This is a genomic window from Streptomyces sp. NPDC002564 (assembly GCF_042889645.1).
In the GTDB taxonomy this organism is placed as follows: domain Bacteria; phylum Actinomycetota; class Actinomycetes; order Streptomycetales; family Streptomycetaceae; genus Streptomyces.
On sequence record NZ_JBIARE010000003.1, the window covers coordinates 566,160 to 588,084 of the forward strand.

Sequence of the window (21,925 nt, forward strand, 5' to 3'; positions counted from 1 at the left end):
CGGGACCCTTCATTGTCCCTCACGCGCGGGCGGCCCGGACCCGGCCGCCCCGACCGGCCCGGAGGGCCCCGCTCCGGGGTCCGCGGGCGGCGGCGGACTACGGTCGAAAGATGGCCGATGAACTCACCCACCGCAGACGGCTGCTCGTCCTCGCGATCTGCTGCATGAGCCTGCTGATCGTCACCCTCGACAACACGGTCCTGAACGTCGCGCTGCCGACCCTGCAGAAGGAGTTCGACGCGAGCGTCTCGGGCATGCAGTGGGCGGTCGACGCGTACACGCTGGTCCTCGCCTCGCTCCTGATGCTGGCGGGCTCGACCGCCGACCGGATCGGCCGCCGCCGGATCTTCGTGGCCGGCCTGGTGATCTTCACGCTCGGCTCGGCGCTCTGCTCGCTGGCGCCCAATCTGGAGTCCCTCGTGGCCTTCCGGATGGTGCAGGCGGTGGGCGGCTCGATGCTCAACCCGGTGGCGATGTCGATCATCACCAATACGTTCACCGACCCCGCCGGGCGCGCCCGCGCCATCGGGGTCTGGGGCGGCGTCGCCGGCATCTCGCTCGCGGCGGGCCCGCTGGTCGGCGGCGCCCTCGTGGACACGGTCGGCTGGCGCTCGATCTTCCTGGTCAACCTGCCGGTGGGCCTCGCCGCGCTGCTGCTCACGCTGCGCTACGTCCCCGAGTCCCGCGCCCCGAGGCCGCGCCGCGTCGACCCCGTCGGGCAGCTGCTCGTGATCGTGCTGCTCGGCGCGCTGACCTTCGCGATCATCGAGGCGCCCCGCGCGGGCTGGACCTCCCCACTCATCCTCGCCTTCGCGGGCGCCGCGCTGCTCGGCCTCCTCGGGCTCCTTCGCTACGAGCCGCGGCGCGCGGAGCCTCTGATCGACCTGCGCTTCTTCCGGTCGGCGCCGTTCAGCGGGGCGACGGTGATCGCCGTCAGCGCCTTCGCCGCGCTCAGCGGCTTCCTGTTCCTGTCGACGCTCTTCCTCCAGGACGTGCGCGGTCTCGACGCGCTGCACGCCGGGCTGTGGATGCTGCCCATCGCGGCGATGGCGCTGGTCTGCGGGCCGCTGTCGGGGCGGCTCGTGGGCAGCCGGGGGCCGCGCATCCCGCTGCTGCTCGCGGGCGCCACGATGACGGCGTCGGGCGTGCTCTTCGCCGCCTTCGACGCGGCCTCCTCCGACGGGCCGCGCCTGGTGGGCTATCTCCTCTTCGGCCTGGGCTTCGGCTTCGTGAACGCGCCGATCACCAACACCGCGGTCTCCGGGATGCCCCGCGCCCAGGCGGGCGTCGCCGCCGCGGTGGCCTCCACCAGCCGCCAGATCGGCACGACCCTCGGCGTGGCGGTGATCGGCGCGGTGCTGGCCTCGGGCGTCGCCTCGTCCTCGTACGCGGACGGCTTCGTCGCGGCCGCCCGCCCGGCCTGGTGGATCATCGCGGGCTGCGGTCTCGCGGTGCTGGCGCTCGGGGCCCTGACGAGCGGGCGGTGGGCCCAGGAGTCGGCGCGCAGGGCCGCGGCGCGGCTGACGGAGGAGACGGTGTGAGTGACAGATGACAGATATTGAAATCTGTCATCTGTCATGTCATGGTGGAGGCATGCGTACTCTCACCCTCGGAAACAACGGCCCCCGCACCTCCGCCCTCGGCCTCGGCTGCATGGGCATGTCCGCGCTCTACGGGGACGCGGACCGCGCGGAGTCGATCGCCACGATCCACGCCGCCCTCGAAGCGGGCGTCACGCTCCTGGACACCGGCGACTTCTACGCCATGGGGCACAACGAAATGCTGATCGGCGAGGCGCTGCGCGGCGCCCCCGCCGCCCGCCGCGATCAGGCGCTGACCAGCGTCAAGTTCGGCGCCCTGCGCGACCCGGACGGCGGCTGGTCCGGTTACGACGGGCGCCCCGCCGCCGTCAGGAACTTCGCGGCGTACTCGCTGCAGCGCCTGGGCGTCGACCACATCGACGTCTACCGCATCGCCCGCATCGACCCGGACGTCCCGGTCGAGGAGACCGTCGGCGCCATCGCCGAGCTGGTCGAGAAGGGGTACGTCCGGCACATCGGCCTCTCCGAGGTCGGCGCGGACACGATCCGCCGGGCGGCGGCCACGGCCCCCGTCTCCGACCTGCAGATCGAGTACTCCCTCCTCTCCCGCGGCATCGAGGCGGAGATCCTGCCGACGGTCGCCGAGCTCGGCATCGGCGTCACCGCGTACGGGGTGCTCTCGCGCGGCCTGATCTCCGGCCACTTCACCCGCGACCGCAAGCTGGCGGCGAACGACTTCCGCGCGATGAGCCCCCGCTTCCAGGGCGAGAACCTGGACCGCAACCTCGACCTGGTCGACGCGCTGCGCAAGGTCGCCGAGCAGAAGGGCGTCAGCGTCGCCCAGACCGCCATCGCCTGGGTGCTCGCCCAGGGCCCCCGGCACGGCGCGGCGATCGTGCCGCTGGTCGGCGCGCGCCGCAGGGACCGGCTCGACGAAGCGCTCGGCGCCCTGGACATGACGCTCGACGACGCGGACCTCGCGGCGATCGAGGCGGCCGTGCCCGCGGGCGCGGCGGCCGGGGCGCGCTACCCCCAGGCGCAGATGGCACACCTCGACAGCGAGCACTGAGCCGCCCGCGGGTACGGTCTATGCCATGGCAACCGCGGCTCCCCTGACCCCCGAGCGCATCCTCGAAGCGACCGAGGAGGTGCTGCGCAGGCACGGCGCGGCCAAGGCCACGGTCGTCGACGTGGCCCGCGCCCTCGGGGTGAGCCACGGCACCGTCTACCGCCACTTCCGCACGAAGGCGGAGCTGCGCGGCGCGGTCACCAAGCGGTGGCTCGACCGTACGTCCGTGGCGCTCGCCGGGATCGTCACCGGCACCGAACCGCCCCCGGCCAAGCTGCGGCAGTGGCTCGCGGGCCTCTTCGACGCCAAGCAGCACAAGGCGGGCGACGATCCCGAACTGTTCGCCACCTACACGGTGTTGACCGGCGAGAACAGCGACGTGGTGGACGACCACATCGCCGATCTCACCGGCCAGCTGGCCGCGATCGTGCGGCAGGGCGTGGCGAGCGGCGACTTCGCCTCCGCCGACCCGGCGACGTCCGCCCGCGCCGTCTTCGACGCCACCTCCCGCTTCCACGACCCGTCCTACGCCGCGCACTGGTCGCGCCCCGGCATCGAGGACGCCTTCGAGGCCGTGCTCGACCTGGCCCTGCGCGGCCTGCGGGCCTGAGCCGCCCGGCGCCCGCGCGCGTCCCGCGTCAGGACGGCAGCCGCATCAGCAGGTGCCCCCTGCGGAACCGCTCGCCCTCCTTCGGCTCGCGCAGCATGCGGCCGGTCTCCGTGAAGCCCGCGGTGCGGGCCAGCGCGGCGAGGGCGTCGGCCGGCCAGCGGTACGCCGTCGTCACCTTGTGGTCGAAGGCGGTGAGCGGGCCGCCCTCCGACTCGAAGAAGGCGAGCAGCAGACGCCCGCCGGGGGCCAGCACCCGGCGGAACTCGGCGAAGTAGGCGGGCAGGTGCCCGGCGGGTGCGTGGATGACGGAGTACCAGGCGACGATGCCGCGCAGCGTCCCGTCGGGCAGGTCGAGGGCGTCCATGGAGCCGACCTCGAACCGCAGGTCCGGGTAGGCCTCGCGGGCGAGGTCGATCATCACCGGGGAGAGGTCCACGCCGTGCACGTCCAGGCCCAGTTCGTGCAGCAGGGCGGTCACGGGGCCGGGGCCGCAGCCCAGTTCGGCGACGGGTCCCGGGCCGTCCGCCCGCACGTGGTCGGCGAACGCGGCGAGGAACGAGCGGTCCAGGGAGGGGGCTTCGAGGTCGTCGCGCGGGATCGCGGCGTACCGCACGGCGACGGAGTCGTAGGCGTTCGCGGTCGTGCCGAGGTGGGTGGAGGATTCAGTCACAGGCGGACCCTAGAGGCCGCCTCTGACATCCGCCCGGCCGCGCCCCCGCTACAGCCCCTCCGCGGTCGGCCGGTGCTCCACGTATTCGATCACCGTGCCGTCCCGGTGCCGGGCCGTGAAGCCCGAGCCGGTGGGCACCTCGATCAGCGGGTCGGTGATCTCCGCGCCCTCGGCCACCAGCCGGTCCAGGTACGCCTGCGCCGAGTCGACGAGCAGCGTGCCGTGGGTCGCGCGGAAGGGCTCCAGGGTCTCGGGGGTGCCCTCGATCAGCAGGAAGGCGCCGACCACGGCGAGGGCGAGGTGCTTCTCCGGGTACGCGAACCACATGTCCCGCTCGGTGCCGAGCAGCCGCTCGTAGGACGCGGCGACGGCGTCCAGCGTGCCCGGCCCCGTGTAGACGCGGAGGAAGGGGCGGGGCTCGGCCAGGTCCGTGGAGTCGTTGCGGCGGCGCCACATCGTGGGGGTCTCGCGGGCGGGGGTGCCGGCGGCGGGTCCGGGGGTCTCAACTGGCGTGTCGGTCATGGGAGTCAGCCTGCGCCGCCCGGGCCCGGGCTGCCAGCAGGGCATGTGTAGGGGTGAGTACGGGTCATAGGCTGAGGGCATGGCGACAGCGGCTGCGGAGCACGAGACGTCGGTCCGGCGGGAGTTGGGCGGGTTCCTGCGGGCCCACCGCGAGCGGCTCGCCCCGGAGGAGGTGGGGCTGCCGCGCACCTCCCGGCGCCGCACGTCGGGGCTGCGCCGGGAGGAGGTCGCCGCGCTCTCGGGCGTCTCCGTGGCCTGGTACACCTGGCTGGAACAGGGCCGCGTCGACACCTCGCGCCAGGTGCTCGACGCCGTCGCGCGCGCCCTGCGCCTGGACGCCGTCTCCCACCGGCACGCCCTGGCCCTCGCCGGTTTCGCGCCCGTGCCGCAGGGCCCGCCGGACCGGGACCCCGGGTGCGACAGCGGCCTGCGCGCCCTCCTCGACAGCTGGCCGGACAGCCCCGCCCTGCTCCTGGGACCCGGCCTGGACGTCCTCGCCTGGAACCGCGCCCACGCGGCGCTGTGGCCCGATCCGGCGGAGCTTGCCGAGGACCGGCGCAATCTGCTGCTCCTGCTCGTCACCGACGCGCGGCACCAGCGGCTGCTGCCCGGCTGGGAGCCGGTCGCCATGGACCTGTACCGGCACTTCCGCACCCGCGCCGACCGCAGTCCGGGCTCCTCGGCGCTCGGCCGTCTCGCCCCGCGCCTGCACGCCGCGCGGCCGGACCTGGCGCACTGGTGGGCCTGCCGCTCGGTGGGCGACTTCGCGCCGCGCACGGTCGGGATCACCGTGCCGGGCGAGCGCCTCCCCCGGGCGTACGACATGACGCTGCTGCTCGCCCCGCAGGCACCGGACGCGGCCCTGCTCGTCCAGACGCCCCGCCCCACTAGCGGGCGGAGGCCGACGGGTCGACCGTCGCCTGGTGCGCCACCTCCAGGTGCTCCTCGGCCTTGAGCCACGGCAGGAACTGCGCCTTCCTGCGCCAGTCGCAGGTCCCGCAGCTCAACTGCCGCTGCATGCCCGCCTTCTGGACCTGGACCACGTGCTCGCGCCCGTGCTGGTCCCACCGTCTGACCTTGCTCGTGGTCATGGGAAGCATGCGCCCCAGTGTGCCCTCGGTGTGCACGGAAAGCCCCCGGCTCCGTCACCCGGAACCGGGGGCTGCCCGATGTCACTCAGCGGTCGTCCGTGGTCAGCAGCCCACGAGACGCGTCGCGAGGTAGCCCTCGATCTGGTCGAGGGAGACCCGCTCCTGCTTCATGGTGTCGCGCTCGCGCACCGTGACCGCGTTGTCGTCGAGGGTGTCGAAGTCGACGGTGACGCAGTACGGCGTGCCGATCTCGTCCTGGCGGCGGTAGCGGCGGCCGATGGCGCCCGCGTCGTCGAACTCGATGTTCCAGTTCTGCCGCAGGGCGGTGGCCAGGCCCTTCGCCTTCGGCGACAGCTCCGGGTTGCGGGACAGCGGCAGGACCGCGACCTTCACCGGGGCGAGGCGGTGGTCGAAGCGCATGACCGTGCGCTTCTCCAGCTTGCCCTTGGCGTTGGGGGCCTCGTCCTCGATGTAGGAGTCGAGGAGGAAGGCGAGCATGGTGCGGCCGACACCGGCCGCGGGCTCGATGACGTAGGGAGTCCAGCGCTCGCCGGCCTCCTGGTCGAAGTAGGACAGGTCCTGGCCCGACGCCTTGGAGTGCGCGGACAGGTCGTAGTCGGTGCGGTTGGCGACGCCCTCCAGCTCGCCCCACTCGCTGCCGCCGAACTGGAAGCGGTACTCGATGTCAGCGGTGCGCTTGGAGTAGTGGGAGAGCTTCTCCTTCGGGTGCTCGTACCACCGCATGTTCTCCTCGCGCAGGCCCAGGCCGGTGTACCAGTTCCAGCGCTGCTCCATCCAGTACTCCTGCCACTTCTCGTCCTCGCCCGGCTTGACGAAGAACTCCATCTCCATCTGCTCGAACTCGCGGGTCCGGAAGATGAAGTTGCCGGGCGTGATCTCGTTGCGGAAGGACTTGCCCATCTGCGCGATGCCGAACGGCGGCTTGCGGCGCGAGGTCTGCTGGACCTGGGCGAAGTTGGTGAAGATGCCCTGCGCGGTCTCGGGGCGCAGGTAGGCGACGGAGCCGCTGTCCTGGGTCGGGCCGAGGTGCGTGGCGAGCATGCCGGAGAACTGCTTGGGCTCGGTGAACTGGCCCTTGGTGCCGCAGTTCGGGCAGTTGATGTCCGCGAGGCCGTTGGCCGGCGGGCGGTTGTGCTTGGCCTCGTAGGCCTCTTCCAGGTGGTCGGCGCGGTGGCGCTTGTGACAGGAGAGGCACTCGGTGAGCGGGTCGGAGAAGGTCGCGACGTGGCCGGAGGCCTGCCAGACCTCGCTCGCCAGGATCACCGAGGAGTCGATGCCGACGACGTCCTCGCGCGAGGTGACCATGTAGCGCCACCACTGGCGCTTCAGGTTCTCCTTCAGCTCGACGCCGAGCGGACCGTAGTCCCAGGCGGCACGCTGTCCGCCGTAGATCTCACTGCAGGGGAAAACAAAGCCACGGCGCTTGCTCAGGCTGACGATGGTGTCGATCTTGTCGGCGGCCACGGTGCTCTCTTCAGACGACGGCGGGCGAAGCGGGAATACGCGCTCCGGGAGCGAATGCTTCAGGTTACCGGCGGCCTTACCCCCCTAATCAAATCGGTTCCCCGTGAGCGCTCCCGGGGACCCCTTGTTGACAATCGTTTCCACATTTGTTGAAAATGAGTGTCATGAACGTACGACGCCTCATACCCACCGCCGCCCTTGCCTCCGCCACGGTCCTCGGCCTCACGGCCCTGACCGCCTGCTCCACATCGGCCGCGAGCGACAAGGACGGCAAGCTGGACGTGGTGGCGTCGTTCTACCCGATGCAGTACCTCGCCGAGCAGATCGGCGGCGACCACGTCTCCGTCACCAACCTCACCGAGCCCGGCCAGGAGCCGCACGACCTCGACGTCTCCGCCCAGCAGCGCGGGCGGCTCGAGGAGTCGGACGTCGCGCTCTACCTCAAGGGCCTGCAGCCCGCCGTGGACGACGCGATCGACCAGTCCGGGATCAAGAACAAGGTCGACGCCGCCTCCCTGACCAGCATGGAGAAGCACGGCAACGAGGTCGGCGGGCACGCCGAGGAGCACGAGGAAGAGGGCCACGAGGGCCACGACCACGGCCACTCCCACGAGGGCGCCGACCCGCACATCTGGCTGGACCCGGTGAAGTACGCCGAGGTCGCCGAGGGCGTCGGCAAGGCCCTGGAGAAGGCCGACCCGGACAACGCGGCGGCGTACAGGAAGAACACCGCGAAGCTCGTCAAGAAGCTCGATGGCCTGGACTCGTCCTTCAAGGACGGCCTGAAGAACACCGACTCCAAGGTCTTCATCACCACCCACGCCGCCTTCGGCTACCTCGCCGAGCGCTACGGCCTCACCGAGGAGGCCATCAGCGGCCTCGACCCCGAGGCCGAGCCCAGCGCCAAGCGCGTCAAGGACCTCCAGAAGATGGCGAAGGCCGACGGGGTCACCACCGTCTTCTACGAGACGCTCGTCAGCGACAAGACGGCGAAGACCCTCGCCAAGGACGCCGGCCTGAAGACCGACGTCCTCGACCCCATCGAGGGCATCACCGAGAAGTCCAGGGGCGACGACTACATCCAGGTCATGGAGGCCAACCTCACGGCGCTGCAGAAGGCCCTGGGCGCCAAGTGACCCCCACTTCCGCGGCTACGGAGGCACGAGCCATGAGCGAGACAGCCGGTTCCGGCGAAGGCGAAGCCGTCATATCCCTGCGCAAGGTGACGGCCGAGCTCGGCTCGCGCCCCGTGCTGCGCGGCATCGATCTCACCGTGCGCCGCGGCGAGGTCGTCGCCCTGCTCGGCGCGAACGGCTCGGGCAAGTCCACGGCCGTGCGCACCGTCATCGGGCAGGTCCCCGTCACCGGCGGCGAGGTCGAGATCTTCGGCACCCCGCGCCGCCGCTTCCGCGACTGGGCCCGCGTCGGATACGTCCCGCAGCGCACCACCGCAGCGGGCGGCGTGCCCGCCACGATCAGCGAGGTCGTCGCCTCCGGGCGGCTGTCCCGGGCCCGCTTCGGCGTGCTGCGCAGGGCCGACCGCGAGGCCGTGGCCCGCGCCATCGACCTGGTGGGCCTCACCGACCGCGCCAAGGACTCCGTGAACGCCCTCTCCGGCGGCCAGCACCAGCGGGTCCTGATCGCCCGTGCCCTGGCCGCCGAACCCGAGCTGCTGATCATGGACGAGCCGATGGCGGGCGTCGACCTGGCCAGCCAGGAAGTGCTCGCCGCCACCCTGCGCGGGCAGGTCGCGGCCGGCGCCTCCGTGCTGCTCGTCCTGCACGAACTGGGCCCGCTGGAGCCGCTGATCGACCGCGCCGTGGTGCTGCGCGACGGCTGCGTCCTGCACGACGGGCCGCCGCCGAAGGCCGTCGGCCAGCACGCGCTGCCCGGCCACGACCACGTCCACCCGCACACCGCCGACGCGGAGCCGGTCCGTACCGGCCTGCTGACCTGAGGGCGAGCACGCACGATGGAAATCCTCGACTACGCCTTCATGCAGCGGGCCCTGCTCGCCGCCGTCCTGGTCGGCGTCACCGCGCCCGCCGTCGGCATCTACCTCGTCCAGCGCCGCCAGGCCCTGATGGGCGACGGCATCGGCCATGTGGCGATGACCGGCGTCGGCCTCGGCTTCCTGCTCTCGACGTCCCCGGTGTGGATGGCGACGGCCGTCGCCATCGTCGGCGCCGTCGTCATGGAGCTGATCCGCTGGTACGGCAAGACCCGCGGCGACATCGCCCTGGCCATGCTGTTCTACGGCGGCATGGCGGGCGGCGTCATGTTCATCAACCTCGCCCCCGGCGGCTCCAACGCGAACCTCCAGTCGTACCTGTTCGGTTCGCTCTCGACGGTCTCCGAGGAGGACGTCTCGGCGATCTGCCTGCTCGCCGCCTTCGTGGTCGTCGTCACCCTCGGCCTGCGCCGCCAGCTCTTCGCGGTCAGCCAGGACGAGGAGTTCGCCCGCGTCACCGGTCTGCCGGTGCGCGCCCTGAACCTGCTCACCGCCGTCACCGCCGCGGTCACCGTCACCGTCGCCATGCGCGTGGTGGGCCTGCTCCTGGTCTCCGCGCTGATGGTCGTGCCGGTCGCGGCCGCCCAGCAGCTCACCCGGAGCTTCGCGGCGACCTTCGCCGTCTCGGTGGCGATCGGCGTGGCCGTGACGCTCGGCGGCACCGTCACGTCGTACTACCAGGACGTGCCGCCCGGCGCGACGATCGTGCTGCTCACCATCGGCGTCTTCATCGCCCTGACCGTGCTCGCGACACCGCTGGCCAGGCGCAGGGCGCGGGCCGTGGCCGCCGCGGAGGCGGCGGGCGATCCCGCGGAATGCACGGTCCCGGCCCAGCCGGTGGCCAAGACCTGACCTGCGCCGGGGGCGACCTGGCACAATGGCCCGGCAGGCCCAGACCAGAGCGCAGATTCGAGGAGGCAACCGTGGGAGCCCCGGTTCGAGGCAGGTCGACCCGCCAGCGTGCGGCGGTGGCCGCGGCACTCGACGACGTGGACGAGTTCCGCAGTGCCCAGGAGCTGCACGACATGCTCAAGCACAAGGGCGACTCGGTCGGTCTGACCACGGTCTACCGCACCCTCCAGTCCCTCGCCGACGCCGGCGAGGTCGACGCCCTGCGCACCAACGAGGGCGAGACGGTCTACCGCCGCTGCTCGACCGGCGAGCACCACCACCACCTGGTCTGCCGCGTCTGCGGCAAGGCCGTCGAGGTGGAGGGCCCCGCCGTCGAGAAGTGGGCCGAGGCCATCGCCACCGAGCACGGCTTCGTGAACGTGGCGCACACCGTCGAGATCTTCGGCACGTGCGCGGAGTGCGCCAAGTAGGCACGGCGAGCAGCCGAGCAGCGGTACGCGAAGGGCCCCCGCCGTCGGACGGCGGGGGCCCTTCGCGTGTGCGGCTAGCTCTCCGCGATCTGCTGCTCGTTCGGGATCGCGCCGCCGAAGCGGCGGTCGCGGGAGGCGTACTCCAGGCAGGCCCGCCACAGGTCACGGCGGTCGAAGTCCGGCCACAGGACGTCCTGGAAGACCATCTCGGCGTAGGCGCTCTGCCAGAGCAGGTAGTTGGACGTGCGCTGCTCGCCGCTGGGGCGCAGGAACAGGTCGACGTCCGGCATGTCCGGGTAGTACAGGTACTTCGCGAACGTCTTCTCGTTGATCTTCGACGGGTTGAGCCGGCCCGCCTTCACGTCCTCGGCGAGGGCCATCGCCGCGTCCGCGATCTCGGCGCGGCCGCCGTAGTTCATGCAGAAGTACAGGGTGAGCTTGTCGTTGTCCTTGGTCTGCTCCTGGGAGATCTCCAGCTCCCTGGCGACCGACTTCCACAGCTTGGGCATCCGGCCCACCCAGCGCACCCGCACCCCGAGCTCGTCGAGCTGGTCGCGGGTCTTGCGGATGAAGTCGCGGTTGAAGTTCATCAGGAACTTCACCTCGTCCGGCGAGCGCTTCCAGTTCTCGGTGGAGAAGGCGTACAGCGAGATGGCCCCGACGCCCATCTCGATGGAGCCCTGCAGCACGTCCAGGACGCGCTCGGCGCCGACCTTGTGCCCCTCGGTGCGCGGCAGGCCGCGGTCCTTGGCCCAGCGGCCGTTGCCGTCCATGACGATCGCGACGTGCCGCGGCACCAGCTCGCCGGGGATCTTCGGCGGTCGCGCGCCCGAGGGGTGCGGCTCGGGAAGCGCGTACTCGCGGCGGGACCGTCCGAGGATTCCGCGTCGTGCCATGGGGGGCTCTCTCCTACCTAGCTGTGGTGCGCACGCGAGGTGCTCACGTGCTTTTCTCTACGTACCGCAAGGAGCGCAGTCCGCGCTCCAGGTGCCAGCTCAGATAGGCGGAAACAAGCCCGCTGCCCTCCCTGGCGTGCCGCGCCTCGCAGGCGTCCGCCGTCTCCCAGTCGCCGGTGAGCAGCGCGCCGAGCAGCGTGAGCGTCTCCGCCGACGGCACGACGCTGCCGGGCACCCGGCAGTCGACGCAAATCGAGCCGCCCGCCGCGACCGAGAAGAAGCGGTTGGGGCCCGGCATCCCGCACTTGGCGCAGTCGGTGAAACTCGGCGCGTAGCCGTTCACGGCGAGCGAGCGCAGCAGGAACGCGTCGAGGACCAGGTGCGGCGCGTGCTCGCCGCGCGCGAGCACCCGCAGTGCCCCGACGAGCAGCAGGTACTGCTGCACCGCGGGCTCGCCCTCGTGGTCCGTGAAGCGCTCGGCGGTCTCCAGCATGGCCGTCCCGGCCGTGTACCGCGCGTAGTCGGTGACGATCCCGCCACCGTACGGAGCGATCGTCTCGCTCTGCGTGCAGAGCGGCAGGCCGCGCCCGACCAGCTCGCTGCCGCGCGCGAAGAACTGCACGTCGACGTGGGAGAAGGGCTCCAGGCGCGCCCCGAACTTCGACTTCGTGCGGCGCACCCCGCGGGCCACCGCGCGTACCCGCCCGTGACCGCGCGTGAGCAGCGTGATGATCCGGTCCGCCTCACCCAGCTTCTGGGTGCGCAGCACGATGCCGTCGTCGCGGAACAGACTCATGGGCCCATTCTCGCGTACGCCGCCGGGTCCCCGGGCCCGGGTCTCCCCGACCGGTGCCTCAGGGGCGCTCGCCCCGGCTCCGGGCGTTCGCGTACGCGGTCGCCGCGCGCAGCCGCTCCGCGGTCGTCGCGGACCGCACGGCCTCCGGCGCGCAGTCCCACTCCCGGCCTCCGCCGTAGGGGCGCAGCTGCACGTACGGGCCCTCGTGGCCCATCACCCGGCCGACCAGTCCGTTGCGGGTGTCCACCACGTACGAGCCGACCGGCAGGTGGCCGCTCACGCGGGCCTCCGCAGGGCCGCGGCGAGCCGCGCGGCGGTGTCGACGCGGCACCCGCCCAATTCGATCCGCGGACAGGGTGCCTCCCGCGCGAGTGACGCCGGGTCGATCCCCAGCGAGGGCAGCGTAATTCCCGCCTGCGTGAGCGCGTCGCGCAATTCCTTCACGGTTTCCTCCGCCTGTTCGATGCACACCACTGCGTGGCGCTTTCCGTCCGCCGTCACGTGGTTCCCCTTTGCTGCCGGATTTCACTCTTCACACCCCTACGGTGACGGCAGCCGCCTAGACTCGACAGCAGTCTGTCCTCTACAACTGCGAGGCAGTGGAAGGCGGTTGGCCATGGCCAATGGTTCGAGGCAGGCGGCCTGGGAGTTCTTCGGCGCCGAGCTGAAACGGCGCCGCGAGGACGCGGGGCTCAGCCAGTCGGCGCTGGGGGTACGGGTTTTCGTTTCCGGCGGATACATCGGCCAATTCGAACAGGCAATTCGCAAACCGCAGTTGGACGTGGCGGAGCGCATCGACGAAGTCCTGCGGACGGACGGCTTTTTCGAGCGAATGTGCCGCAAGCTGATCGACGACAAGCGCTATGCGGATTACTTCGCGGCGGTGGTGGAGCTGGAGGGGCTGGCGACGCGTATCTGCGAGTTCGCGCCCACGCTGGTCCCGGGCCTCCTGCAGACGGCCGCGTACGCGCGAGCGGTGACGCTGGCGGCGAACCCCTTCGTCACCGACGCGTACGTCGACGACATCGTCGCCGCGCGACTGGAACGGGCGGGCATTCTCAAGGACGCGACCCGGCCCGAGTACTGGGTGGTGCTGCACGAAAACGCGCTCTACATTCCGGTGGGCGGCCACGCCGCCATGGCCGCGCAGCTGGATCACGTGGCGACGCTGATGCGGAAGCGGCACGCGCTGGTGTTGGTGCTTCCGTACGCGGCAGGAGCGCACGCCGCCATGGTCGGTTCCCTGAAGCTGATGGACTTCGACGATGCGCCCCCAACCGCCTATACAGAGACGTCGTTTTCGGGGACGCTCGTGGACGAACCGGCGGTGGTGATGAGGACACAGCGCGCATACGATCTGCTCAGGGGCGCCGCGCTGTCGCCGGAGGCGTCCCTCGCCCTGGTCGAATCGGCGGCTGAGGACTACAGACGATGCACGAGTACGACCTGAGCAACGCCCGCTGGCGCAAGAGCAGCTACAGCAACGGCGAGGGCGGCGACTGCGTCGAGGTCGCGTACGACTTCCCCGGCGCCGCCCGCTGGCGCAAGAGCACGTACAGCGGCGGCGACGGCGGAGAGTCGTGCGTCGAGGTCGCCGACGGGGTGCCCGGAGTCGTCCCCGTACGGGACAGCAAGGTGGTCCGGGGCCCCGCCCTGGTCGTCGGCGCGGCCGCCTGGGCCGCCTTCGTGGCGTACGCGGGCCGCGCCTAGCCCTCAGGCTCCCGCCCGCACCGCGTGCGCAAGCGCGGTCACGCTGACGTCGACCACCGTGCGCAGGTGCCGCCCGCTCGCCCCGGCCCTGCTCAGCACCGCCAGCGACTGGTTGACCGCCGCCAGGTGGACCGCGAAGTCGTCGGCGGTGTCCTCGGCGAGCCGCGCCGCGGTCAAGGCGGTCCGCAGCCGCGCGCGCTGGAAGCCCAGGGCCTCGGCCGCGCGGGCGGCGATGGCGGGGCTCAGCACGGGGGCAGCCATCGCGGTCTGCGCGACCAGGCACCCGTCGGGGACGTCGGGGTCGGCGATGCGTTCCAGGGTGACGTCGAAGAACGCCCGTACCGCGGGGAGCGGCTCCTCCGCCGCGCGGGAGAGCGCCAGGTCGTACCGGTGTCCGTAGCGCTCGGCGTAGCGGTCCAGGCACCGCAGGTACAGCGCGTCCTTGTCGCCGAAGGAGGAGTACAGGGAACTGCGATTCAGGCCGGTAGCCCTGGAGAGGTCGTCGACGGACGTGGCGGCGTGGCCGGCCCGCCAGAACTGGACCATCGCCGCGTCGAGCGCGACGCCCACGTCGAACTGCTTCTTTCCCGCCATCACGCACGCACCTCGTTCGTTCCCGGACCGGCTTGCGCGGCCCCGCCCACCCTATCTTGAACCATTCAGTTCAAGATGCAGTAGGGTCGGGGCATGCCCGACGACGCCCTGCCCCAGAACCGTTCCGGCGACGAGAACCCGGTGCCCGGACTGCCGCTGCACGACCTCGCGGGATTCACCCACCGCTGGGTCGACGCGGAGGGAATCCGCCTGCACGCCGTGGAAGGCGGCCGGCCGGACCGGCCCGCCGTCGTCCTGCTCGCCGGTTTCCCGCAGACCTGGTGGGCCTGGCGCAAGGTGATGCCGGGCCTGGCCGAGCGGTTCCGCGTGCTCGCGGTCGACCTGCCGGGGCAGGGCCACTCCGCCCGCCCGCACGGGGGCTACGACACGCACACGGTCGCCGCGCACGTCCGGGCCGCGCTGACCGCGCTCGACGTGCCGACGTACTGGCTCGTCGCCCACGACATCGGGGCCTGGGTCGCCTTCTCGCTGGCCCTGGGGCACGAGGAGCGCCTGCACGGTGTCGCCCTGCTGGACGCCGGCATTCCCGGGATCACCCTCCCGGACTCCGTCCCGACGGACCCCGAACGGGCCTGGAAGACCTGGCACTTCGCCTTCCACCTGGTGCCGGACCTGCCCGAGACCCTGCTCGCGGGGCGGGAGCGCGACTACGTCGGCTGGTTCCTGCGGGCCAAGGCGCTGTCCCCGGACGCCTTCGACGAGGCCGAGATCGACCACTACGCCGCCGCCGTCGCGGCCGAGGGCGGACTCGCCGCGTCGCTCGCCTACTACCGGGAGGCCGCGGAATCGGCGCGCGGGAACCATGAGGCCCTCGGCCGGGGGCCCGTGACCGTCCCGGTCCTGGGAGTCTCCGGCTCCCACGGCTCGATCCCGGACATGGCCGCCTCCCTCCGCCCGTGGGCGAAGAACGTGACCGGCGCCCTCGTCCCCGACGCCGGGCACTTCATCCCCGACGAGCAACCCGCCGCGCTGGTCGAGGTGTTGACCGCGTTCATCGACCGCGGGCGGTCCGGCCGGGAGGGCCGGACCGGCCCCGCCCGCCGCTAGGCGAAGTGGTCGGACAGCGCCTGCACCTCGTCGTACGAGGGGACATCCGAACCGGCGGCGGCCCCGCGGGCCACCGCCTCGACCGCCGCCACCGCGCCCCGCAGCGCCGCGCGGAACGGCAGCGAACCGCAGCTGACGCGCCCCGCGCCCGCGTCCGCGAGCTCCGCGAGAGCGGGCCCGTCCGGCGCGTGGAGCACATTGAGCGGCGCGTCGAACCCGGTGGCGAGCTCGGCGACGACGGTCAGGTCGCGCAGACCGGGGACGAAGAGGCCGTCCGCCCCGGCCCGCCGGTACGCCTCCAGGCGGGCCGCGGTCCGCCCGGCCTCCCCCGCGCCCCGCAACCAGTACGTGTCGGTGCGGGCGTTGACGAAGAGCCGCCCGGACACCGCGTCGCACACCGCCCGGAGGATCTCGCACTGATGGGTGACGTCCCGCAGGGTGCCGTCGGCGCGGCCGTCCTCGATGTTGACGCCGACGACGCCCGCCTCGGCCAACTCGGCCACCAGGTCGGCGACTTCCTCGGGGCGGTCGCTGAAGCCGCCCTCGATGTCGACGCTGACGAGCGCGTCGAGGCGGGCGAGACCCAGGGCGAGCCGCACGGTCTCCGCGCGGGCCGCGCCCGTCCCGTCGGGAAGGCCCGCCGCGGCGGCCACGCCGAGGCTCGTCGTGCCGAGGGCCCGGAACCCCGCGGCGGCGAACGCGGCGGCCGAGGCGTGGTCCCAGGCGTTGGGAAGGAGCAGGGGCGCGCCCGGGCGGTGCAGGTCGCGGAACTCCTCGTACCGAAGTGTCATGGCATGAAGGTAAGGGCGTGCCGTTTCGGCCGGGGCCGAAACGTACGACCGCGTCACCCGTCCCGGAGGGGAAAGTACTGCCGGGGCGTGAGGCCCACGGTGCGGTGGAAGGCCGCGGCGAAGGAGCTGGCGGAGGCGTAGCCGACGCGGCGGGCCACCGCGTCCAGCGGCAGGCCCTCGGCCAGCACCGGCATCGCGGCCCGCATCCGCAGCCGTTGCCGCCACCGGCCGAAGGCGAGGCCCGTCTCCGTGGCGAAGAGCCGGGCCAGCGTCCGCTCCGAGGCGCCGACCCCGGCGCCCCACTCCCCCAGGGTCCGGCCGTCGGCCGGGTCGGCGGCCAGCGCGCGGGCCACCGTGCGGGCGCGCGGGTCGGCCGGCTCCGGCACGGACACGTCCGTCACCGGCACCGGCCGCAGCACGTCGAAGAGGACGGCCTCGGCGCGGGCGCGGGCGGCCGGGGCCAGGTCGGTGCGGACCAGGTGGTCCAGGAGCGCGCGGGCCAGTGGGTTCAGGGCCAGCACGGTGGGGGCGGGCCAGGGGGCGGCGGGGCCGTGGCCGGGTGCGAGGTAGAGACTGCCGAGGACGGCGTCGCCCTCCGACTCCGGCGCGTGCGGCAGGCCCGCGGGGATCCACAGGGCGAGCGTCGGGGGCAGCAGCCAGGAGCCGCGGGCGGTCCAGAACCGCAGCAACCCCCGCGACGGCCAGGCGAGTTGGTGTTCGGGGTGGCGGTGGACGCCGAGCGCGCTGCCGCGCGGCATGGGGAAGTCGCCGATGAAGAGCGCGGTGACGATCGGTCCCGCGGGGCCGCGGGCGGCGTCGGCGGGCGTCGGCTGTCCGGTGCGCGACATGGGTCGGCAGCCTAGCCCGTGGCGGGCCCGGCCGGGCCGGGGCGAGCATCGCCGTATGCCGATGAACTGGGTGCACCGAAAGTTCTGCAGCTCCGAGAAGTGGGCGCGGACCGTGCGGGAACAACTGCTGCCCTGGGCCCTGGAGGACATCGAACTCGGCGACGACGTCGTCGAGATCGGGCCCGGCTACGGCGCGAACCTGCGCGCCCTGATCGACCTGACCCCCCGCCTGACCGCGGTCGAGATCGACGAGGACACCGCCCGGCTCCTGGCCCGCCGCTGGGGCGGCCGGGCCACCATCCTGCACGCGGACGGCGCCGCGATGCCGCTGCCGGACGACACGCACTCGTCCGTCGTCTGCTTCACGATGCTCCACCACGTGCCGACGGCCGCGCACCAGGACCGCATCTTCGCCGAGGCGTTCCGCGTGCTGCGGCCCGGCGGGGTCTTCGCGGGCAGCGACGGCCGGCCGGGGTTCGCCTTCCGGCTGCTGCACGTCCGGGACACCATGAACACGGTGTCCCCCGAGGAGTTCCCGGGCCGCCTGAAGGCCGCGGGCTTCACCGACGTCGCGGTGGACCTGCATCCGGGCCGCGGCGGCCTGCGCTTCCGGGCGTACAAGCCGTAGCCCGCCGTAGACCGAAGGAGGGGGCGGCGCATCCCTTCGGATCTGGGCGGACCGGCGCTCCTCGGGCAGGATGCCGGTATGAAGAGTGATCTGTTCTCCAGCGAGCACATGGCGCAGCCCGCGCACGCCCCCGGGATGACCCTGCAGAACGCGAAATCGATCAAGTACGCGGTGAACGGCGAGATGCTGGCTCGCCAGGGCGCGATGATCGCGTACCGGGGCGACCTGCACTTCGAGCGCAAGGGCCAGGGCGTCGGCGGCATGCTCAAGCGCGCCGTGACGGGCGAGGGGCTGCCGCTGATGGCCGTGCGCGGCCAGGGCGAGGCGTGGTTCGCGCACGAGGCGCAGAACTGCTTCATCGTCGACGTGGAGCCCGGTGACGTCCTCACCGTCAACGGCCGCAACATCCTCTGCTTCGACGCGACCCTCTCGTACGAGATCAAGACCGTGAAGGGGTCGGGCATCGCCGGGGGCGGGCTGTTCAACAGCGTGTTCACCGGCGGCGGGCGGCTCGGCCTGATCTGCGAGGGCAGCCCGCTGGTGATCCCGGTGTCGCCGCAGCAGCCCGTGTACGTCGACACGGACGCGATCGTCGGCTGGACCGCGCAGCTGAGCACCTCGCTGCACCGCTCGCAGTCCATCGGCTCGATGATCCGCGGCGGTTCGGGCGAGGCGGTCCAGCTGAAGCTGGAGGGCGAGGGGTACGTCATCGTGCGGCCCAGCGAGGCGACGCCGCAGAAGCCGCAGCAGCACTGAGCGGGCGGGGCACGGCCGTGGTCGATATTCGGCCGAGCCCCGCTACAGCCGGTGAGCAGGCAACTTGAGGGAGCAAGTACCTTTCGTCTCATGCTTGTTGACCAAGGGGACGAGGGGGAGGTGGCGGGTTCGGGCGTACGGCTGCGGGCGCCCCGCCACCCCCTGGACCGCCGTGCCGTCGGCTGGTGGCGCACGCAGGTGCTGCTGACCGTGGCCGCCCCGGTGGCGCTCCTGGGCCTGCTCGGCGCGCTGATCGCCCCGGCCCGCTTTTGGCTGCTGCTGCCCGCCGTGCTCATCGCGGTGCCGGGGCTGCTCGCGGCGGCGCTGCTGCCCCCGTGGTGGTACCGGGTGCACCGCTGGGAGGTCACCGACCACGCGGTGTACGTGCGGACCGGGTTCTTCTGGATGGAGGGCCGGATCGCGCCGATGTCGCGGCTGCAGACCGTCGACACGGTGCGCGGGCCCCTCCAGCGGGTCTTCGGGCTGACCACCGTCACGGTCACCACGGCGTCCGCCCGGGGCGCCCTCCAGGTCAAGGGCCTGGACCACGCGACGGCCGCCGAGCTGGCCGAGCGGCTCGCGCTGGTCACCCAGGCGACGCCCGGGGACGCCACATGAGCGGCCTCGCGGAGTCCGTCGGGCGGGCCGCGCCGGGTCCCGCGGGGCCCGGGGACGCGGTGCCGGGCGGTCCGGACACCGGCTGGCGGCGCCTCGACCGGCGCTCGCTGCTGATCACCGTCCAGATGACCGGCGGGGTGGTGACCGCCGTCGGCCTGCCCGTCACCCTCAGCTTCCAGGGCTGGGTGCCGATGGGGCCGGTGATCGCCTGGGCGGTGGGCCTGAGCCTGCTCCTGATCGCGGGCGGGGTCGGCCTGGACGCGCTGCGGCTGCGGCACAGCCGCTACCGCATCGGGCCCGACCGCGCCGAGCTGCGCAGCGGCATCCTGTTCGCCAAGCACCGCTCGCTGAGCCGCGAGCGCATCCGCTCCGTCGACCTCGTCGCCCACCCGCTGCTGCGCCTGCTCGGCCTGGTCGAGGTGCGCATCGGCACCGGCGAGCAGAGCTCCGCGCAGGAGGCGACGCTGGAGCTGCGCCCGGTGCGGCGGGCCGAGGGCGAGCGGCTGCGGCGCGAACTGCTGAGCCGGGCGGCACCGGGCACCGCCCCGGACGCGGAGGGCACGCTCGCCTCCCTCGACGTCCGCTGGATCCGCTACGCCCCGCTGTCCTTCGTCACGTCGGCGCTCGCGGCCGCGGTGGGCGGCGCGGTGATGCAGGTCAGCGAGTGGTTCGGGGTGCAGGAAGAGGTCATCGAGCGGGTCGGCGACGCCTTTCGCGGGATGTCCGTGGCGGGCATGGTCCTCGCGCTGGTCGCGGGGGCGCTGGCGGCCGGTTCGGTGGGGGCGCTCGGCCTGTGGGTGGAGATGTGGTGGGGCTACCGCCTGGAGCGCGAACCCGGCGGGACGCTGCGGGTGCGGCGCGGACTGCTCACCACCCGGTCCGTCTCGCTGGAGGAGGCCCGGCTGCGCGGGGTCGACGTGGTGGAGCCGCTGGGCCTGCGGCTGTCGGGCGCGGCCCGGGTGGACGCGGTCGCCACGGGGCTGTCGCGCCGGGACGAGGAGGACCAGGCGGGGCCCGGCACGCTGCTGCCCGCCGCGCCGCGGCGGCGCGCGGACGAGGTGGCGGCGCGGGTGCTGCGGGAGCCGGTGACGCCCACCGCGGCACCGCTCACGCCCCACCCGCGGGCCGCCCGGACCCGCCGGGTCCGCTGGGCGGTGTCGGCGGCGCTCGCCCCGGCGCCGGTGCTGCTGCCGCTCGGGGCGCTGACCGGGGTGCCGGTGCTGGCGTATCTGGCCGCGGGCACGACGGCCGTCCTGGTGCCGGTCGCGGTGGCGCTGGCCCGTGACGCGTACCGCGGCCTGGGGCATGCGCTCGCCGGGGACTACCTCGTGGTGCGCTCGGGGACGCTGCGGCGGTCCACGGTGGCGCTGCGGCGGGCCGGGGTGATCGGCTGGACCGTGAAGCAGTCCGTGCTGCAGCGCAGGGCGGGCCTGGTGACGCTGAGCGCCACGACGGCCGCGGGGGCCCAGGCGTACGCGGCGTACGACGTGGCCGAGGCGGAGGGCCTCGCGTTCGCGGAGCGGGCGGTACCGGGCCTGCTCGGCCCGTTCCTGGAGCGGGCCGGGGCGCCGGAGACCGCCCGCTCCGCCCAACGTCGGTCCGTCTCGGCTAGCTCGCGGCCTTGCGCTCGAGGCCGACCAGGCGGACGCAGGTGGTCAGGCCCTTGATCGCCTCCTCCAGCTCGGCGAGGCCCGGGTAGCTGGGCGCGATGCGGATGACGGCGTCGCGCGGGTCGTCGCCGTAGGGGTGCGTGGCACCCGCCGGGGTCAGCACGATGCCCGCGTCGGCGGCACGGCGCACGACCTCCTTGGCGCAGCCGTCCGGGACCTGGAGGGTCACGAAGTAGCCGCCCCGGGGCGCGGTCCACGTGGCGAGGCCGGTGCCGCCGAGCTCGGCGTCCAGGATCCGGGCGACCGCCTCGAACTTGGGCTGCAGCAGCGCGCGCTGGCGCTCCATGTGCGCGCGCACGCCCGCCGCGTCCTTCAGGAACATCACGTGCCGCAGCTGGTTGATCTTGTCGGGGCCGATCGACCGCTTCTGGTTGGCCGCGAGCAGCCACTTCACGTTGGCGGGCGACGAGCCGAAGAAGGCGACGCCCGCACCGGCCGCGGTGATCTTCGAGGTGGAGCCGAAGACGAACGCGCGGTCCTCGTTGCCCGCCTCGGCGCAGGCGGCGAGCAGGTCGGCGAGCTCGGCCGGCTCGTCGGTGAGGTGGTGGGCGGCGTACGCGTTGTCCCAGAAGATCCGGAAGTCCGGGGCGGCGGTGGGCATCGCGGCCAGCCGCGCCACGGTCTCGTCGCTGTAGACGACGCCGTCGGGGTTGCTGTACTTCGGCACGCACCAGATGCCCTTGACCGCCGGGTTCTCGGCGACGAGGCGCTCCACGGCGTCCATGTCGGGTCCCTGGTCGGTCATCGGCACGGGGATCATGTCGATGCCGAACCGCTCGCACAGGCCGAAGTGCCGGTCGTAGCCGGGCACCGGGCACAGGAACGCGACGCGCTCCTGGTCCACCCAGCGCGACTCGGCGCCGGGCAGGCGGCCCAGGAGGGCGTGCACGAGACAGTCGTGCATCAGCTCCAGGCTGGAGTTGCCGAGCGCGAGGAGCTGGGCCGCGGGCACCTGGAGCACCCCGGCGAAGATCTCCCGGAGCTCGGGCAGGCCCTGGAGCCCGCCGTAGTTGCGTACGTCGGTGCCGTCGGCCGCGGTGAAGCGGCCGCCGGGCAGGCTGAGCAGCTCCTCGGAGAGGTCGAGCTGCTCCGGGGCGGGCTTGCCGCGGGTCAGGTCGAGGGAGAGCCCCCGTCCGGCCAGCTCGTCGTAGTCCTTCCGTGCCCGCTCAAGCAGCCCGGCCGGGGCCTGGGCCTGGGTGTCGGGGCTCAGCTCGGTGGTCATCGTGTTG

27 protein-coding genes are annotated in these 21,925 nt (G+C 73.0%); 15 read left to right on the forward strand and 12 right to left on the reverse strand.

Features of this window, described 5'->3' with window-relative positions; genetic code table 11:
• Positions 1-110 precede the first annotated feature (110 nt).
• From ACFYXE_RS14035 to ACFYXE_RS14045, 3 genes are read left to right on the forward strand one after another with little or no spacing between them, the layout of a single operon-like run.
• On the forward strand, positions 111-1,541 hold the full coding sequence (locus tag ACFYXE_RS14035; protein ID WP_389312185.1) for an MFS transporter: 1,431 nt from the start codon (positions 111-113) through the stop codon (positions 1,539-1,541).
• A 52-nt stretch (positions 1,542-1,593) separates the two neighbouring features.
• Positions 1,594-2,610 (forward strand): aldo/keto reductase, encoded by a 1,017-nt coding sequence (locus tag ACFYXE_RS14040; RefSeq protein WP_389312187.1) that lies wholly within the window; start codon positions 1,594-1,596, stop codon positions 2,608-2,610.
• A gap of 25 nt (positions 2,611-2,635) precedes the next feature.
• Complete coding sequence (locus ACFYXE_RS14045; RefSeq protein ID WP_389312189.1) at positions 2,636-3,220, forward strand: TetR family transcriptional regulator; 585 nt, start codon at positions 2,636-2,638, stop codon at positions 3,218-3,220.
• A 28-nt stretch (positions 3,221-3,248) separates the two neighbouring features.
• Here ACFYXE_RS14045 and ACFYXE_RS14050 read toward each other — a convergent pair whose 3' ends face one another.
• On the reverse strand, positions 3,249-3,890 hold the full coding sequence (locus ACFYXE_RS14050) for a class I SAM-dependent DNA methyltransferase (RefSeq protein ID WP_389312191.1): 642 nt from the start codon (positions 3,888-3,890) through the stop codon (positions 3,249-3,251).
• Positions 3,891-3,938: 48 nt separating this feature from the next.
• The gene (locus tag ACFYXE_RS14055; RefSeq protein WP_389312193.1) at positions 3,939-4,412 is read right to left on the reverse strand and encodes a VOC family protein; all 474 of its coding nucleotides are present in this window, start codon (positions 4,410-4,412) and stop codon (positions 3,939-3,941) included.
• A gap of 79 nt (positions 4,413-4,491) precedes the next feature.
• On the opposite strand from ACFYXE_RS14055, the gene ACFYXE_RS14060 reads away from it, so the two are divergent.
• Positions 4,492-5,367, forward strand: a complete 876-nt coding sequence (locus ACFYXE_RS14060; RefSeq protein WP_389312195.1) for a helix-turn-helix domain-containing protein — start codon at positions 4,492-4,494, stop codon at positions 5,365-5,367.
• On the opposite strand, the gene ACFYXE_RS14065 is transcribed toward ACFYXE_RS14060, so the two are convergent.
• Both ACFYXE_RS14065 and ACFYXE_RS14070 read right to left on the reverse strand, forming a co-directional pair.
• Positions 5,300-5,512, reverse strand: coding sequence for a hypothetical protein (locus ACFYXE_RS14065; RefSeq protein ID WP_389312197.1), 213 nt, complete (start codon positions 5,510-5,512; stop codon positions 5,300-5,302). The two genes, ACFYXE_RS14060 and ACFYXE_RS14065, sit on opposite strands and share 68 nt — an antisense overlap.
• Before the next feature lie 93 nt (positions 5,513-5,605).
• A complete protein-coding gene (locus tag ACFYXE_RS14070; RefSeq protein ID WP_361169299.1) occupies positions 5,606-6,988 on the reverse strand; it encodes a glycine--tRNA ligase in 1,383 nt (460 codons plus the stop codon).
• A gap of 164 nt (positions 6,989-7,152) precedes the next feature.
• Between ACFYXE_RS14070 and ACFYXE_RS14075 the strand changes: the two genes are divergently transcribed.
• From ACFYXE_RS14075 to ACFYXE_RS14090, 4 genes are read left to right on the forward strand one after another with little or no spacing between them, the layout of a single operon-like run.
• Positions 7,153-8,124, forward strand: coding sequence for a metal ABC transporter substrate-binding protein (locus ACFYXE_RS14075; RefSeq protein WP_389312199.1), 972 nt, complete (start codon positions 7,153-7,155; stop codon positions 8,122-8,124).
• Between the two features lie 32 nt (positions 8,125-8,156).
• Entirely contained in the window at positions 8,157-8,945 is a 789-nt protein-coding gene (locus tag ACFYXE_RS14080; protein WP_389312201.1) for a metal ABC transporter ATP-binding protein, read from the forward strand.
• Between the two features lie 15 nt (positions 8,946-8,960).
• Positions 8,961-9,851, forward strand: a complete 891-nt coding sequence (locus ACFYXE_RS14085; RefSeq protein ID WP_389312202.1) for a metal ABC transporter permease — start codon at positions 8,961-8,963, stop codon at positions 9,849-9,851.
• Between the two features lie 17 nt (positions 9,852-9,868).
• Positions 9,869-10,321 carry a Fur family transcriptional regulator gene (locus tag ACFYXE_RS14090; RefSeq protein ID WP_389312569.1) on the forward strand — a complete coding sequence of 151 codons (453 nt, stop codon included), beginning with the start codon at positions 9,869-9,871 and terminating at the stop codon, positions 10,319-10,321.
• 74 nt (positions 10,322-10,395) lie between these two features.
• Here the strand turns inward: ACFYXE_RS14090 and ACFYXE_RS14095 are convergent, their stop codons facing one another.
• From ACFYXE_RS14095 to ACFYXE_RS14110, 4 genes are read right to left on the reverse strand one after another with little or no spacing between them, the layout of a single operon-like run.
• A complete protein-coding gene (locus ACFYXE_RS14095; protein WP_389312204.1) occupies positions 10,396-11,217 on the reverse strand; it encodes an isoprenyl transferase in 822 nt (273 codons plus the stop codon).
• Positions 11,218-11,260: 43 nt separating this feature from the next.
• Positions 11,261-12,013, reverse strand: a complete 753-nt coding sequence (gene recO, locus ACFYXE_RS14100; protein WP_361169316.1) for a DNA repair protein RecO — start codon at positions 12,011-12,013, stop codon at positions 11,261-11,263.
• Between the two features lie 58 nt (positions 12,014-12,071).
• Positions 12,072-12,293 carry a hypothetical protein gene (locus ACFYXE_RS14105; protein WP_389312206.1) on the reverse strand — a complete coding sequence of 74 codons (222 nt, stop codon included), beginning with the start codon at positions 12,291-12,293 and terminating at the stop codon, positions 12,072-12,074.
• Positions 12,290-12,514: a hypothetical protein gene (locus ACFYXE_RS14110; protein WP_389312208.1), complete on the reverse strand. Its 225-nt coding sequence runs from the start codon at positions 12,512-12,514 to the stop codon at positions 12,290-12,292. Before ACFYXE_RS14110 ends, ACFYXE_RS14105 begins: the two co-directional genes overlap by 4 nt.
• A gap of 115 nt (positions 12,515-12,629) precedes the next feature.
• Between ACFYXE_RS14110 and ACFYXE_RS14115 the strand changes: the two genes are divergently transcribed.
• Together ACFYXE_RS14115 and ACFYXE_RS14120 are read left to right on the forward strand one after the other, a co-directional pair.
• Positions 12,630-13,463, forward strand: a complete 834-nt coding sequence (locus ACFYXE_RS14115) for a helix-turn-helix domain-containing protein (protein ID WP_389312210.1) — start codon at positions 12,630-12,632, stop codon at positions 13,461-13,463.
• The gene (locus ACFYXE_RS14120) at positions 13,445-13,723 is read left to right on the forward strand and encodes a DUF397 domain-containing protein (RefSeq protein ID WP_389312212.1); all 279 of its coding nucleotides are present in this window, start codon (positions 13,445-13,447) and stop codon (positions 13,721-13,723) included. The genes ACFYXE_RS14115 and ACFYXE_RS14120 overlap by 19 nt, the downstream gene beginning before the upstream one ends.
• A 3-nt stretch (positions 13,724-13,726) precedes the next feature.
• Here ACFYXE_RS14120 and ACFYXE_RS14125 read toward each other — a convergent pair whose 3' ends face one another.
• On the reverse strand, positions 13,727-14,317 hold the full coding sequence (locus ACFYXE_RS14125; RefSeq protein WP_389312214.1) for a TetR/AcrR family transcriptional regulator: 591 nt from the start codon (positions 14,315-14,317) through the stop codon (positions 13,727-13,729).
• Between the two features lie 93 nt (positions 14,318-14,410).
• On the opposite strand from ACFYXE_RS14125, the gene ACFYXE_RS14130 reads away from it, so the two are divergent.
• A complete protein-coding gene (locus ACFYXE_RS14130; protein WP_389312216.1) occupies positions 14,411-15,385 on the forward strand; it encodes an alpha/beta fold hydrolase in 975 nt (324 codons plus the stop codon).
• On the opposite strand, the gene ACFYXE_RS14135 is transcribed toward ACFYXE_RS14130, so the two are convergent.
• On the reverse strand, positions 15,382-16,176 hold the full coding sequence (locus tag ACFYXE_RS14135; protein WP_389312218.1) for an isocitrate lyase/phosphoenolpyruvate mutase family protein: 795 nt from the start codon (positions 16,174-16,176) through the stop codon (positions 15,382-15,384). The genes ACFYXE_RS14130 and ACFYXE_RS14135 overlap by 4 nt on opposite strands.
• Before the next feature lie 53 nt (positions 16,177-16,229).
• Positions 16,230-17,024 (reverse strand): helix-turn-helix domain-containing protein, encoded by a 795-nt coding sequence (locus tag ACFYXE_RS14140; RefSeq protein ID WP_389312220.1) that lies wholly within the window; start codon positions 17,022-17,024, stop codon positions 16,230-16,232.
• A gap of 55 nt (positions 17,025-17,079) precedes the next feature.
• Here ACFYXE_RS14140 and ACFYXE_RS14145 point away from each other — a divergent pair, with 55 nt between their 5' ends.
• From ACFYXE_RS14145 to ACFYXE_RS14160, 4 genes are all read left to right on the forward strand, one after another.
• The gene (locus tag ACFYXE_RS14145) at positions 17,080-17,652 is read left to right on the forward strand and encodes a class I SAM-dependent methyltransferase (protein ID WP_389312222.1); all 573 of its coding nucleotides are present in this window, start codon (positions 17,080-17,082) and stop codon (positions 17,650-17,652) included.
• A 78-nt stretch (positions 17,653-17,730) separates the two neighbouring features.
• The gene (locus tag ACFYXE_RS14150) at positions 17,731-18,408 is read left to right on the forward strand and encodes an AIM24 family protein (RefSeq protein ID WP_389312224.1); all 678 of its coding nucleotides are present in this window, start codon (positions 17,731-17,733) and stop codon (positions 18,406-18,408) included.
• Between the two features lie 90 nt (positions 18,409-18,498).
• Complete coding sequence (locus ACFYXE_RS14155) at positions 18,499-19,026, forward strand: PH domain-containing protein (protein ID WP_389312226.1); 528 nt, start codon at positions 18,499-18,501, stop codon at positions 19,024-19,026.
• Positions 19,023-20,693, forward strand: a complete 1,671-nt coding sequence (locus ACFYXE_RS14160) for a PH domain-containing protein (protein ID WP_389312228.1) — start codon at positions 19,023-19,025, stop codon at positions 20,691-20,693. The genes ACFYXE_RS14155 and ACFYXE_RS14160 overlap by 4 nt, the downstream gene beginning before the upstream one ends.
• Here the strand turns inward: ACFYXE_RS14160 and ACFYXE_RS14165 are convergent.
• Positions 20,635-21,918, reverse strand: coding sequence for an aminotransferase class I/II-fold pyridoxal phosphate-dependent enzyme (locus ACFYXE_RS14165; RefSeq protein ID WP_389312230.1), 1,284 nt, complete (start codon positions 21,916-21,918; stop codon positions 20,635-20,637). The genes ACFYXE_RS14160 and ACFYXE_RS14165 overlap by 59 nt on opposite strands.
• Between the last annotated feature and the right edge of the window lie 7 nt (positions 21,919-21,925).